Source organism: Bacillus sp. NMTD17, assembly GCF_002998735.1.
Taxonomy (GTDB): domain Bacteria; phylum Bacillota; class Bacilli; order Bacillales; family Bacillaceae; genus Bacillus.
The window spans coordinates 204,306-219,935 of the sequence record NZ_PVRH01000006.1 but is presented as its reverse complement, the minus strand read 5'-3'; the positions used below and the strand labels follow the sequence as shown (position 1 = coordinate 219,935).

8 protein-coding genes are annotated in these 15,630 nt (G+C 43.2%); all 8 read left to right on the top strand.

From position 1 onward, the window contains the following. Positions 1-4 precede the first annotated feature (4 nt). From C6347_RS17065 to C6347_RS17030, 8 genes are read left to right on the top strand one after another with little or no spacing between them, the layout of a single operon-like run. Positions 5-1,519, top strand: coding sequence for a serine hydrolase domain-containing protein (locus C6347_RS17065; RefSeq protein WP_258182083.1), 1,515 nt, complete (start codon positions 5-7; stop codon positions 1,517-1,519). Then, complete coding sequence (locus tag C6347_RS17060; RefSeq protein WP_106071893.1) at positions 1,482-2,462, top strand: C39 family peptidase; 981 nt, start codon at positions 1,482-1,484, stop codon at positions 2,460-2,462. Before C6347_RS17065 ends, C6347_RS17060 begins: the two co-directional genes overlap by 38 nt. Then, positions 2,459-3,169 carry a thioesterase II family protein gene (locus C6347_RS17055; RefSeq protein WP_106071892.1) on the top strand — a complete coding sequence of 237 codons (711 nt, stop codon included), beginning with the start codon at positions 2,459-2,461 and terminating at the stop codon, positions 3,167-3,169. Before C6347_RS17060 ends, C6347_RS17055 begins: the two co-directional genes overlap by 4 nt. Then, positions 3,166-4,023 carry a 3-hydroxyacyl-CoA dehydrogenase family protein gene (locus C6347_RS17050; RefSeq protein ID WP_066031209.1) on the top strand — a complete coding sequence of 286 codons (858 nt, stop codon included), beginning with the start codon at positions 3,166-3,168 and terminating at the stop codon, positions 4,021-4,023. Before C6347_RS17055 ends, C6347_RS17050 begins: the two co-directional genes overlap by 4 nt. A 14-nt stretch (positions 4,024-4,037) precedes the next feature. Further along, positions 4,038-5,093, top strand: a complete 1,056-nt coding sequence (locus tag C6347_RS17045) for an HAD-IIIC family phosphatase (RefSeq protein ID WP_034664698.1) — start codon at positions 4,038-4,040, stop codon at positions 5,091-5,093. A gap of 27 nt (positions 5,094-5,120) precedes the next feature. Next, positions 5,121-5,390, top strand: coding sequence for an acyl carrier protein (locus C6347_RS17040; RefSeq protein ID WP_034664694.1), 270 nt, complete (start codon positions 5,121-5,123; stop codon positions 5,388-5,390). Next, the gene (locus tag C6347_RS17035; RefSeq protein ID WP_034664692.1) at positions 5,377-6,519 is read left to right on the top strand and encodes an acyl-CoA dehydrogenase family protein; all 1,143 of its coding nucleotides are present in this window, start codon (positions 5,377-5,379) and stop codon (positions 6,517-6,519) included. The genes C6347_RS17040 and C6347_RS17035 overlap by 14 nt, the downstream gene beginning before the upstream one ends. Before the next feature lie 19 nt (positions 6,520-6,538). Then, the gene (locus C6347_RS17030) at positions 6,539-15,628 is read left to right on the top strand and encodes a hybrid non-ribosomal peptide synthetase/type I polyketide synthase (protein ID WP_106071891.1); all 9,090 of its coding nucleotides are present in this window, start codon (positions 6,539-6,541) and stop codon (positions 15,626-15,628) included. Positions 15,629-15,630: the final 2 nt, after the last annotated feature.

Here is a 15,630-nt window from a genome sequence, read left to right as displayed (position 1 = left end):
CTACATGTCATGTTTATTAGCTGTCTTATGGATAAGCAGCTTTGCCGGGGGGACACATGCAAAAGCAGTGATTACACCTAAAGCCATTGATCAAGTGATAGAGGAACAGATGAAGCTTGGGCGCATTCCAGGCATGTCCGTTGTGATTGTGAAAAAGGACGAAGTGGTGTACCAAAAAGGCTTTGGTTATGCGGATCGAAAGAAAAAGGAGCAAGTGACAGCCAGTACTTTCTTTGAAATTGGTTCTACATCAAAGGCGTTTACCGCCCTTGCTATTGTGGAGTTAGAGAAGCAAGGAAAACTTCATATAAAAGATCCAGTGAGCAGCTATATTCCAGGTTTTTTTCCAACATACCATGGAAAGCCTCAGCGTTTGACGGTGGAGCAATTAATGCATCACACAAGCGGCATTCCCTTTCAATCCATTGCGCTTATCCAGCCTGATCATGCAAAGGATGCGCTGAAAAAAACAGTCCATCAGCTGAAATCAATTGAGCTTAATCGCAAGCCAGGCAGCTCCTTTGAATATGCCACCATCAACTATGATGTCCTTGGTCTCATCATTGAAAATGTAACAGGAACGTCGTATGAGGCTTATATGAAAGAACTGTTTAAAAGGCATCACCTTGACCAAACGGAGGCTGGGCTAAAACGCATGAAGTCTGGTGTTGTCTCAGAAGGATTTAAACTGCAATTCCTTGCTCCGCATGCTTATGAAGCACCAGAATATCGAGGCAACACCCCTGCAGGCTATATTGTGATGAATAGTCAGGATGTGGGGACTTGGCTGCAATATCAATTGACCGATTCAACTTGGTCTCGTTTTGTCATAAATCCTGATCATTTAACTGTGAATGTCCCAGATGAAGGGAAGCATGTCTATTACAATGCCGGCTGGTATATAGAAAAAGCGCATGAGCAGGTGTCATCACTTTTTCATGCAGGCTCTAACCCAAACTATTCATCATTTTTTCTGATCCAGCCAAAAGAAGATATTGCTATCGGAGTGTTAGCAAATATGAATAGCAGCTACACCGAGCAAACGGCACGTCTTATTGCCAATACGATCGCGGGTACAAATGAAGAAGCAGAGTCATCAATAGATCCATTTCAGCTCATTGATCAATTGAGTTTAGCAGGGACATGTCTTTTTATTTTGCTGCAAATGGTGTCTATCGTTCGTTTTATCAAGTGGAGGAAGCGTGTAAGAAACGGCGCTTTAGTTCGCAGGGACATGTCACTTCGCGTCTGGCTGAAAAGTATCGGCTGGGTGCTGCTGCTAATTGGGATATTGCTCCTGCCAATGATTCTTTCGCAACTAGCCTTTAATGGGCTGCCTTGGAAAATGACTTTTGTATGGGGACCTTCCTCTCTCATTGAATTAGCGATTTCTTATTATTTGTTTTTCATTTGGTTTTGTACGATTGGTTTCATCAAAGGATTTATGGTGACATCTCCTGCTGGAAAGAGAGGAAAAAAAGATGACCGTCAAACAGATTTCGGGCATTCATCCTTATAATGATTTGTTTTATCGCAGCTGTTTTTTCAATTGCTTTTTTCCAATTGTGAAGCTGCATGATCAAGAAGTCGCTCCATACTTATTAAATGATCAATTTGCCTATGGGCTTACAGATGACGGCTTGCTGCAGATTGACTGGATGTCGGCACACGATCCAGAAAAGATTATGAATTTACAAGGCATTCAAGTCGAAAAAATGACGTATTGTGTCAATCTCATTGAAAAGGTCAAACAAGATGTGATGCGGGACCGCCCTGTGATTGTTTGGGTAGACCCTTACGTTCAGAGAGGCAGGAAAGAGTATTTGACAAACCATAGCCGTCATTCAATTTTAATTACGGGTTTCGATGAAAATCAGCAAACCTTTCAAGTGTTAGAGAATCGGCATTTAGATAATTTATCTTATGAGCATCAAGTGCTGTCATTTAAAGATGTACAGAAAGGGTATGACACCTTTCATGATCATTTTCAGCCGAATGATCAATTTCATTCTTATGCGTCCTTCTACTTTGAACCGGACAAGCTCTCGACTGAATTATTTGATCAAAAAACGACTTATTTCCTGAGAAATATGCATGGTCAGATAGACGTAATCGAAAAAGGAATCACAGCTCTTGAAACATTTTATGAGCAGTATCCGCAATTGGATGATATCGAGAAGCTCGTGGCGTCTTTCAATCAGATCATCAATACGAAGAAAGTGGAGCTGTATCGGCTGAATCTCATCAAAGGCGATCTACCTGAGCTGGTGGAATGGATGGAACGTATTGTATCAGAATGGGAGAAAGCGAGGCATCAGGCAGCAAAACTCCTTTTTTCAGGTGAGATGTCTAGTAGGTACCAAGCCAATATCAAAGCTTCTTTAGAACAAATCATCGTTGATGAAAAACACTGGCTGGAAGCGTTGGCAATCAAATGCAAAAGGGAGTGTGGCGTGTCGTGAAGTTATTTTGCTTACCGTACGCAGGTGGGGCAAGTACCGTATTCAGTACGTGGAAATCTTATATAGACCAGTCGATAGAAATTCATGCCCTTGAACTCCCTGGGCACGGGACAAGAATGACAGAGCCTGTTCTAACCGATTTACAGCAGGTCGCAGATGATCTTTATGTACAGGCGTCCTCCTCTTTAAAAGAAGGAGAGCCCTATGCCATTTTCGGTCATAGCATGGGAGCCGTCCTTGCGTATGAATTACAAAAAAGAATGAAAACAAGGTTAAACAAAGAGCCTGTCCATGTCTTTTATTCTGGGCGCTTTCCACCACATATTCCAGAAAAGAAAGTCTATCATCAACTGTCAGATTCCAAACTAAAAGAGGCGATCATTGCGATGGGAGGCGTTCCTGAGGAACTTGCCGATAACCATGCAGTGCTTGATTTCTTTCTGCCGATTTTAAGAGCAGACTTTCAGCTTTTGGAGACCTATCTGTGTGATGAAGTCGTTCCAGCTGCTTGTCCAATTTCTATTTTTTATGGTACACGTGATTTGCCTTCTGTGCTGTTCGATTTAGACGATTGGGATCAATATACAAGCGAAGATTGTGCGTTTTTTGAATTCGATGGAGATCACTTTTTTATTCATTCATTCACAAATGAAGTTGTAGAAAAAATCAATGTCATTTTAAAGCGAATTGGAGTGTTGGAGAAATGAACACAAAGCACGTAGGAGTGATTGGGGCAGGTGTCATGGGGGCTGATATGGCATTAGACCTTTCAGCAAATGGCTATCAAGTCACATTAGTTGATGTCACAGAAGAAAAGTTAAACGAAGCGCTGGAAAAAATTAAGAAGACCTATCAATTGGTTCAATTTGTGAGAAAGAAGAAAATCTCATTGTCTTTAGAAGATGTATTGTCTCAAATCCAACTGTCAACTTCACTTGAAGGATTACATGACGCGCATATCGTCATTGAAAATGTGACGGAAGATTGGGAGATTAAAAAACCCATTTATGAAGAGCTGCGAGATATTTGTGCGAAAGAAACCATCTATTTTGTAAACACGAGCTGTATTTCGATTACAAAGGTAGGGTCCCTTATGCATCACCCTGAGAAGGTCATTGGGGCGCACTTTATGAACCCTGTTCCTCTTAAAGCGTTGGTTGAAGTGATTAGAGGAAAAGCAACTTCTGATGACACAGTTGAAACCGCAAAAGGTTTCTTGAAATCGTTTGATAAAACACCTGTTGTGGTGCATGATTTTCCGGGATTTGTTTCCAACCGTGTGCTTATGCTGACAATCAACGAAGCGATTTGGGCGGTGCAAGATCAAGTCGCCACACCAGCGGATGTCGATAAAATTTTCCGCGGAGGTTTCGGCCATAAAATGGGACCACTTGCGACAGGGGACTTAATTGGACTTGATACGATTTTGAATTCATTGCTTGTTTTATACGAGAGCTACAAAGATCCGAAGTTCCGTCCATGTCCTCTACTTGTCAAAATGGTCGACGCAGGCGAGTACGGCAAAAAATCAGGTAAAGGCTTTTTCCAATATGACATGTGAGAGGAGAAAAACAAATGGCTAAGCAAATCAAGTGTGTTGTCTGGGATTTAGATCATACATTATGGGATGGAATTTTACTTGAATCAGATGAAGTGATGTTAAAGCCTTCGATGAAGGAAGTGCTAACAGAATTAGATGAGCGCGGTATCCTTCTTTCTATTGCAAGCCGGAATGATGAAGCAGCCGTGAGGGAAAAGCTCTCCGCCTTTGGGATCGAGCATTTCTTTCTCTATCCAGAGATTCATTGGAATGCCAAATCTAGTTCTTTAGAGAGAATCAGCGAGCGCCTAAATATTCATAAAGATACCATTCTCTTTATTGATGATCAGCCATTTGAACGAGAGGAAGTGAAGGCTGTTCATCCAGAGATTACGTGCTGGGATGCAGTGGATTATATGTCATTACTCACTGATGATCGGCTGCGTCCAGTCTTTATCACAGAAGATGCCAGACGACGCAGAAGAATGTATTTAGAAGCGGACCAAAGGCAGCAGGAAGAAGAGAAATATGAAGGGCCGCCTGAGAAATTCTTGGCGTCTTTACATATGAAATTCGTGATTTCAGAAGCAGGAGAACAAGACCTCCAGCGAGCTGAAGAACTGACCGTCCGTACCAATCAATTAAATGCGAGCGGGAAAACCTATGATTATGAAGAACTTGATTTCTTCCGTCAATCAGATTCTCACTTGCTGCTTGTCTGTGAACTTGAAGATAAATTCGGTTCCTATGGAAAAATTGGACTCTCATTAATAGAAGAAACAGGCGACACATGGCATGTCAAACTGCTGCTTATGTCTTGCCGCGTCATGTCTCGTGGTGTCGGGACCATTTTACTCACAACGATTTTGCAAGAAGCGAAAAAGCGAGGAAAGCGGCTTGTGGCTGACTTTAAACAAACCGACCGAAACCGCATGATGTATATCACATACAAGTTTGCGAATTTCAAAGAAATCGAGAAGGGGGAGGATGGCTATATCTTGTTTGAAAATGATTTAAGCATGATTCAGCCTTTCCCAGAATACGTAGATGTCAATATTGAATTAAATCAGAAAGATCCAGCCAAACAATAAAAAAGCGAAAAGCGAGGAGATTAAATCATGAACCTACACGAACAAGTAAGAGCCTATATCGAGCAAAACCTAGTGGTATTTGATGAGGAAATTGAGCTTGGAAATGATGATCATATTTTTGAACAAGGCTTTGTCAATTCTCTATTTGCGATGAAACTAGTGAACTATATCGAACATGATTTTCACTTCCAATTAGATAACGAAGACCTCGACATTGCTCATTTTAGTACGGTCAATCGCATTGTCGCCTTAATTGAGAGAAAACAACAGGGGGCCGCTCTTCATGAAAACAGCTGAACAAACGATCGATGCCATTGAAGAAATACGACAGTATTGCGATGAACATATCCGTCCGTTTGCCAATGAATTCGACGAGACGGAACATTTACCAGAGTCGCTCATTCGAGATATGGCGAAAAGAGGCTACTTGGCAGCAGGTATCCCGTCTTCCTATCAAGGGCTGGGGCTTGATCCAATAGCATATGGACAGTTCACGGAACAAGTGGGAAAAGCTTGCTGTAATGTACGGACATTATTGACAGTGAATTCACTTGTAGGAGAAGCCATTCTTCGTTATGGAACAGAAGACCAAAAACAAGGCTGGCTTGTTGAATTAGCTAAAGGAGAAAAAATCGGTGCCTTTGCTTTGTCAGAGCCGAATATTGGTTCAGATGCCAATCATGTTGAAACAAGCTATCAAAAAGAAGGACAATCCTATGTATTAAATGGGAAGAAAAAGTGGATTTCCTTTGGAGCGATTGCAGATTTCTTTATTGTGATTGCAAGAGACGGTGAACAAGTCACGGCATTCCTTGTCGATCGAGATCAGCCGGGTGTAGAGATTGAGAGAATTACAGGAATGATGGCCAATCGAGCATCATATTTAGCGGAAATCACTCTAGATCATGTCCAGGTGCATGAAGACTGTGTCTTAGGACCTGTTGGGGGTGGATTTAACCACGTGGTGTCACTCGCATTAGACCATGGAAGATACAGTGTCGCTTGGGCAGGGCTTGCCATCGCACAAGAAGCCGTTGATTCTCTTGTCACGTATTCACGTAAAAGAACACAGTTTAATGAAAAATTGTACAAGCATCAAATGATCAAAGGCATGATCGGAGATGCGGTTACCCAGCTCCATGCAGCGAGAGCCTTATGCCTAAAGGCTGGAGAAATGAGAGAAGCGAATCACCCTGATGCGATCACAGAAACATCCATTGCAAAATATTTCACCTCTAAAATCGCCGTTGACATTACAAATACAAATGTCCAAATCCATGGCGGAAGTGGATTTAGCCGGGAAAACTCAGCTTCAAGACTATATCGTGAAGCGAAGGTACTTGAAATTATTGAAGGAACTTCACAAATTCAGCAGCAGGTTATTGCTAACTATGGTTTACGCCATTATTTCGTGAAACATTCTTAGAGAGAAAGGAGATGATCCCATGGCTTTACAGCCGCAGAAGCTGGATAAACAGAACATTGAAAATATGTTAGGTATCACTACGATCCAAGAGGGACTGCTGTTTCATCATTTAATGGAACCGAACGGAACAGCTTATTTTGAACAACTGCTGATCGAAATAGACGGACCGATAGATCGAGACATTTTTGAACAATCATGGACGAATGTCACCAAACAGCATGAAATGCTTAGAACATTGTTCAGATGGCAGGAACTCGCAAGACCAGTACAAATTGTGCTGAAGCAGCACCAGCCAGACATTCGATATCGTGATTTGACACAAGCGAAGGAGCCTCTTCATGTGCTGAAAGAGGAGGTGACGGCACAGAACCGAGAAGAACGCTTTGATCTGCAGGAAGTCCCATTTCGCCTGACGTTATGTGAAGTGAATGATGAAGTCAGCTGGGTTCTCATTAGCTTCCATCACATTTTATTGGACGGATGGAGCCTTGGGATTGTATTAAGCGATTGGATGAGTGCATATGAGCGCTTATCGAATGGGGACAAACCTCTTCTTGAACAAAGACCGTCCTACCAATCATTTGTCAAATGGCAGCAGAAAAACCTTCAACAGACAGAAGCACAAGCCGCCTATTGGAAAAATGTTTTCAATGGCTGGAGTTATGCAGAACTGCTTCCGAAGTCAAGCGGCGCATATGAAAATTCAGAAGTTTTTCATCAATATGAACATCAAGTGGATACTTCCATTGCGGAGAGCCTGAGCAAATTCACGAATCAATATGACGTGACGCTCGCATCTGTGATGTATACGCTGTGGGGAGTTTTGCTATCTAAGTATGCCAACCAAGATGATATTGTCTTTGGGACAACAGTATCAGGGAGAAATGCGGATGTCCCTCATATTGAAAAGATGACAGGGCTGTTCATTAACACATTGCCGCTGCGGGTCTCATTCGAACAAGAGCTGCCGATTCTTGAACAGATGCAGGAAGTGAGTCGTGAGATAGCTATAAGAAATGAATATGAACATACACCGCTATCTGATTTAAAGAAATATGCAGGAATGACGGCAGAGCAATCGTTATTTGATTCAATCGTCGTCATTGAAAACTATCCACTAGATCAAATGCTCACGAAAAACGATCAGCCTATTCGTATTCGTGGATTTGAGATGACTGAGCAGACAGAATTCGATCTCACGCTTAGTGTCCAGGCGTTTGATGATCAGCTGCACTTTTCATTGGTGTATAACCCCGTCAGCTTTTCAGCTGAACAAATCGAAAAGTGGTGTCAGCATTTTCTTCATCTCCTGTCTGATGCCTGTGTTCATCCGCACAAATCTGCTGCTCAGCTACAGCTGCTATCAGAAGAAGAGAAAGAAAAGCAATTAGCGGTCTTCCGGCAGTATGGCGGGGCAACATCTAGCAATGAACCAACGGTGATTGACCTTTTTGAAGCACAAGTGGAACGAACGCCAGCGGCAGCCGCAGTTGAGTTTGGCGATACGACGGTTACATATGAACAACTCAATAAGAGAGTGAACCAGCTCGCACATTATTTACAAAACAAAGGAGTCAAACAGGAGCAGCGTGTCGGCATTTTAGCAGAGCATTCCATTGAAATGGTGATAGCATGCTTAGCGATCTTAAAAGCTGGCGGTGCATACGTGCCGATTGATCCTGAATACCCGCAGGAACGAATAGAATATCTATTAGAAGACAGCGGAGTAGAATGGCTCTTAACTCATCCAATGAAAGGGCTCACCTATGCCTATCATGGAGAAAAAATTGATATCACACAGCCGGATCTATACACCGGACCATCAGACAACTTGGCAGAAGCCATCACCTCAGACCAAACAGCCTACTGCATTTATACATCAGGTACGACCGGAAGACCTAAAGGTGTACTCATTCATCATCTTGGCTTAGCCAACTATATTGATTGGGCGAAGCAAGTATATGTTCGAGGAGAAACAAGGCATTTTGCTTTGTATACTTCACTGTCCTTTGACCTGACGGTTACTTCTATTTTCACGCCGCTCATTTCAGGAAATACCATCATGATTTACCACCATGAAAACCGGCAGCTGCTTGTCGAAGACATCATAAAAGATAATCGCGTACATGTGATGAAACTGACACCATCTCATTTACAGTTTATTAAGCATTTGTCTTTCCCAGACAGCCAAATGAAATGTTTCATTTTAGGCGGAGAACAGCTGGAAACATCTTTAGCGAAATCCATTCAGCAGTCCTTCCCGCAGCCAATTGAAATTGTGAATGAATATGGACCAACTGAAACGGTCGTTGGCTGCATGATTCATCGATATGACCAGGACCTTGATCAGGACGTGTATGTACCGATTGGAAAGCCTGCACAGCATACAGATATTCTTCTTTTTGACAGACATATGAATCTCATGCCGGAAGGAGCCGTCGGTGAATTATATATTGGCGGGAAAGGTGTCGCAAAAGGGTATTTGAATCGACCGGAACTCACCGAAGAAAGGTTTGTCGATCACCCTTTCCAGCCAGGTGAAAAAATTTATAAAACAGGTGATGCAGCCCGCATTCTCCCTAATGGGCTCATTCAATTTTTAGGTCGAAATGATGATCAAGTGAAGCTGAGAGGCTACCGGATTGAAACTGGTGAGATTGAATTTTGGTTGAATGAACAGCCAGAAATAAAAGCAGCAGCTGTTGTTGTAAAGCCAGATGTTTCTGGTACACCATGTTTGGCCGCATATGTTGTCACGACAGCCATCCTTGATCAAGCGGCATTAAAACAAGCGTTGGCTGATCAACTGCCGGATTATATGATCCCAACTCACTTTGTTCAATTGGACGATATGCCGCTGACTGCCAATGGCAAACTAGATAAACGGGCATTACCTGCTTTGAAACAGGCGCAGCAAACGAATAAGCAGGCGGGCGCTGCCAATCTTTCTGATACTGAGAAAGTCATTCAAGACATCTGGAAAAAAGTCCTCGGCTTAGATGAGGTAAGTGTTCATGACAAATTCTTTGACATTGGCGGGCATTCACTCAACTTAATCCACGTCAATCAACAGCTCGCTAAGCAATTGAATCAAAGCATTCCAATGGTCGAAATGTTCCGCCGTCCAACGATTAGAGAGCTTGCCGCATATTTAAGCGGCGATTCAGAGCAGGTAGCGGCAGGCACGCAGCCTGTGAAACAAAAGACAAGAAAATCCAATGAGCCGATTGCCATTATTGGAATGGCTGGTAAATTTCCTGGTGCGAAAAATGTTGAGGCATTTTGGCGAAACTTGAAGAATGGAGAAGAATCAATTTCCTTCTTTTCCGATGAAGAACTGCTTGAAGCTGGTATTGACCGTCAGACCTTCGAACGACCCGATTATGTGAGGGCAAAAGGTGTGATTGATGGACCTGATTTATTTGATGCATCCTTCTTCGGCTATTCGCCAGGTCAGGCAGAAATGATGGATCCTCAAATACGCCTCCTGCATGAGTACGCCTATAAGGCGCTGGAAGATGCGGGGTATGTGCAAGAAGATTATACGGGTAAAGTTGGGTTGTTTACTGGGTCCACATCGAACTTTCAATGGATTCAGCGTTTTGCAGCTTCCCTTGATAGCAGCATGTCAGAGCTGTTTGAAGTGGGTTCACTCAATGATACGTATACCGTGAGTACAAGAATTGCCCATAAATTGAATTTGAAAGGACCGGCGCTCACGCTGCAAACCGCTTGTTCGACTTCTTTGGTCGCTTTGCATTTGGCCTGTCAATCCATTGCAAATGGTGATTCAGATGTAGCACTTGCGGGAGGTGTGTCGATCCTGCACCCAGTGAAATCAGGCTACGTTTATCAGCAGAACATGGTGAAATCAAGCGATGGCCATTGCCGCGCCTTTGACGATCAAGCAGATGGAACGGTTGGCGGAGATGGTGTTGGTCTTGTTGCTTTAAAAGCACTGAGTGAAGCCATAGAAGATGGTGACCATATTTATGCGGTCATTAAGGGCTCTGCCATCAACAATGATGGTGATCAAAAGGTTGGTTTCAATGCTCCAAGCGTTGAAGGACAGACACGTGTCATTCAGGATGCCTTACATCAAGCAGATGTTTCACCAGATACGATTGAATATGTAGAAACACATGGAACTGGAACATCACTTGGTGATCCGATTGAAATAGAGGCGCTAACAAAGGCTTTCGACACAGAGAAAAAACAATTTTGCCGTATTGGGTCTGTCAAAACCAATATTGGACATTTGGATGCAGCGGCAGGAGCAGCTGGCTTGATCAAAGCTGTGCTTTCGCTTCAGCATCACACATTTGTACCTAGTCTTCACTTCAAAAAAGCCAATGAAAACATTGCATTTGAGCATAGCCCTTTCTTTGTAAACACTGAGCTGACTGACTGGAAGCAGCCAGCTTCACATTTGCGGCGGGCTGGGGTGAGCTCATTTGGAATGGGTGGAACCAATGCACATGTCATATTAGAAGAAGCACCACAAAGAGATCGTCAGCAAATGCCTCGTTCTGCTGAGCTGCTTGTTCTTTCAGCAAAGAGCAAAACGAGCTTGGAACGAATGAAAGACAAACTCGTAAACCAAATAGAAAACACGCCTTCTATCAATTTGGCAGACGCAGCTTATACTCTGCAAACAGGAAGACAGTTCTTTGGTTTCCGTCAGGCATTTGTTGCGGCAAGCAGAGAAGATGCTTTGCGAGTATTAACAGAAAAGCAAGGCAAGGGCATTGGAAAGCTCATGCATTCGCATGTGGAGCAACAAAAGATTATTTTTATGTTTTCTGGACAAGGCAATCAATATCTCAATATGGGATTAGATTTGTACCGGGAAGAGCCTTACTTTAAGAAGCAAATGGATGCTTGTTTTCAAGCATATGAAGAAGCAACGGGGCGAAGTCTTGCCCGTATTCTTTACCCATTAGCGGCTGAAACAGAAAAGGCGCGTGAAAAATTAGCAAGTACTCAATATGCACAGCCGGCCATTTTTGCCATTGAATATGCCTTATCCATGCTCTTCATTGAATGGGGCATTCGTCCTGATGCAATGATCGGCTATAGCTTTGGCGAATTAACGGCGGCCGCTATATCAGGACTATTCAGCTTAAAGGACGCAATGTCCATGGTCGCCTATCGTGCGAATGCGATGCAATCGTCACCAGCTGGCGTCATGATGAGTGTTCCATTACCTGAGGCAGAGCTAAAACCGATGCTTCCAAAAAATATTTCTCTCGCGGTTGTCAATGATTCATCATGTATCGTGTCAGGTCTAGAAGAGGCGATAAGTGAATTTGAACAAGAGCTGAAAAGCAACAGATTGATGTGTATGCGGTTAGGTGGAACCATTGCTGCCCACTCACATGTCATGAAGGAGGCAGCGGAGCAATTCGGAGAAAAATTAAAGCATATGAAAGCCAAAACACTTCGTATTCCATTTATTTCGAATTTGTCAGGAGATTGGATGACAGATACGAGTGCGAAAGATATGTCTTATTGGAAAAGGCATATGACCGATACAGTTCGCTTTGCTGAAGGCATCACAAATATTTTACAAGAGGACAATATTCAATTAATTGAGATTGGACCAGGACAAGATTTAAGCGTGATGGTCAACAGGTCATTGAACGGCCTGAATCAGCATGTATGTCATGTGTTAAGACATGCAAAACAAGATGTGACGGATACTGAATTTATACTTAGTCAAATGGGACGTCTATGGACAAACGGATTATCTATTGATTGGGACAGGTTCCATCTAAACCGTCAGCCGCGGAAAATGCCGCTGCCAACGTATGCGTTTGATCAAACCTCCTATTGGTATGATGCAGCAGATCGTGTGAAACAAGAAAAACCAAAGCAGTCTGGACGAAAGCAGCAAATGGATGAATGGTTCTATACCCCTCATTGGGAAGCGGATCTTTTACCTTGCGTGCCATCAGAAGATACATCTGGCGGAGCCTTGCTTTTGTTTGCAGAGCCATCTGCTCTCGGAGAGAAGATTGCGGCTGAGCTCCTGACGAAACGGAACGAGTTCGTAGTGGTTCGTAAAGGAAATGAATTTACGAAGCATGACGAAAAAAGCTATACCATTCGGTCACATGAGCCATCTGATTATGAAAGGCTCATTTCAAATCTGGCAGATGACGAAATGAACGTGTCAGAAGTTTGTCATCTATGGGGGCTTTCAGAACGACAGCCATCTCACACGGAAGAAGAATGGGTGAAGCAAACGCAGCAAGATGCTTATTACTCCTTGCTTTATATCGGCCAGGCATTGAAAAAATATGTTTTGGACCAAAAGGTATCGATTACCGTTCTTTCCTCATTGACATATGCTGTTGGCGGTGAACCTGTACTTTATCCTGAAAAAGCGATCCATCTAGGACCTGCCATGGTTATATCACAAGAAACACCGAACTTGCGTTACCGCATTCTTGATATTGATCGCCCGGTGGAAAATGGGGTTCAAGAAAAGCGATTGCTGAAGCAAATAAGCGATGAGCTAGATCGAGCGTATGGACAGCTTCTCACGGTCTATCGACGAAATAAGCGATATGTGAAAAAGTATGCGAAAGGTTCAGTTCCCGAAACAGGACATGCTCATTTGGCTAAAAAAGATGGTGTCTACATTTTAATTGGCGGACTTGGGTTTATTGGATTGAATATCGCCCAGACTTTGGCCGAGCAAACGAAGGGAACCTTAATCTTAACGAGCAGGTCTGGACTCCCTGATAGAAGCAAGTGGCAAGAATGGCTGTCTACGCACGATGAACAGGATCCAACAAAGAAAAAAATACAAAAGGTAATGGCACTGGAAGAGACAGGCGCAGACGTTCTCATACAGAAAGTAGACGTTCGTCACAGGGAAGATATCCAGCAATTGATCAACACAGTGGATGCGTCATATGGACAGATCGACGGTGTGATCTATGCAGCTGGAGTGACAGGCGACCAATCTTTCCGGGTGATGGAGCAAACAGATGTCACATTTTCGGAGCCGCATTTTGAAGCGAAGATGAATGGCGTACTTCATCTTGATGCCGCCTTAGGTGATCGATCCCTTGATTTCTGTTTTGTACTGTCATCTTTGTCACCGATCTTGGGCGGACTCGGTTTTACAGCCTATACAGCTGTGAATCATTTCATCGATGCGTACGTGTATGAACGCAATCTACGTTCAGAAACACAGTGGTCTGTCATTAGCTTTGACGGCTGGGAATTTGAGCAGGGGAAGCAGCTCGATCTTCCAATCGGAGATGATGTCACCGAAACGTTAATTACAGAAAAAGAAGGAAGAATAATCTTTGAACGATTGCTTTCACTGGATCAAGTGGAACAAATGGTTATTTCGACAACATCTTTACATGATCGTATTCACAGATATGTAGACCGTTTATCCCGTGAGGAAGAGAGCGGCGGAGAGCATGTACAAGATGGAAACTTGTATTCTCGGCCAGCGCTTTCAACGAATTATGCGGCACCTGAAACAGAGCTGGAGAAGGAATTAAGTCAACATTGGCAAGCATTCTTTAAGATTGATGACATTGGCATAGATGATCATTTCTTTGAAATGGGTGGAGATTCTCTTAAGGCGATTACCTTCATTGGCATCATTCATCGTGCATTTAGTGTAGAGCTGACGCTGCCACAATTTTTCCAAATACCTACGATACGATTAATGGCAGCATATATCGACCAAGCAGATACTGCTGCTTATCATGCGATTGAAAAAGCCGAAGTGAAGGAGCATTATCCTCTGTCGTCTGCGCAAAAACGGTTGTATCTCATGCAGCAAATGGATGTAAACAGCACAGGATACAACGAGTTTAAAGCGGGGCGAATCAAAGGAAAACTCGATATCAGCAGGTTGGAATGGGCATTTCAGCAGCTCATTAAGAGACACGAAAGTTTGCGGACAGCGTTTGTACTAGAGAATGGCGTCCCTTATCAAAAGATTGAAGAAGAGGTACCATTTGCAGTCACATTGTTTGACCTCACAAAGGGATCGACACAAGGATCTGAGGAAGATCAAAAACAAGTGATTGAACAATTTTTGACTGCCTTTACGTTAAGTGAGGCTCCATTGATGAGAGTCGGTGTGATGAAGCTGGCAGAAGAGGAATTCGTGCTCATGCTGGACATGCATCACATTATCTCAGACGGTCTTTCTCAAGATATTTTGGTCAACGACTTTATGCAGTTATATGACGGCAGGACGCTTGAGCCTCTCGCTCTGCAATATAAAGATTTTTCAGAATGGCAAAATGACATGCTTGCGTCTGAAGCACTGAAAGAATCGAGTGATTACTGGAAAAACCGGTTAGAGGGTGCCCCGCTACTTGATCTGCCAACAGATTTCGATCGGCCAGAGGTGAGACAATTCCGCGGTGGACATTATACATTCCGTATAGAAGAAGCGGAGCTGAACGCGTTTAAGCAAATGATTTTAAAAGAAGACGCCACTCTGTTTATGGGTCTGTTAAGTGTGTATCAGATTTTGCTTCATAAATTAAGCGGACAATCAGATATCACGGTCGGGGTTCCGGTAGCAGGCAGAAAACAAGAGGAGCTGCAGCAAGTCATCGGTATCTTTGTCAATATGCTGCCACTTCGTTTATATCCTAAAGCAGAGCTGACGTACCAGCAATTCCTTCAGGATGTGAAGGCACATGTCATCGGTGATTTCGGACATCAAGAATATCAATATGAACAAATGGTTCAAGACCTCCAGTTAAGCCGGAGTGTCAGCCGGAATCTATTGTTTGATGCTGTGTTCGCTTTGCAAAATATGAATCAGCCAGAACTGAAGGTAGGCGGTTTAACCTTTAGTGATTATCCGTATGAGACAGGAACGTCGCGCTTTGATTTACTCTGGATTGCGTATGAGCAGGAAGACGGTCTTTCTTCAACGATTGAATATAATACTGAGCTTTTCAGTGAGGAAACCATTCAGCGGATTGCAGGCTTGCTGAAAGACATCATGCGGGCTGTTTCAGCAGATGCGATGAGAATAGAAGAGATCGAACTGACTTCTTCATTCAAGCAATTAGACGACGTATCTCTTTTCGAATTAGATGACTTAAAAATATAAGT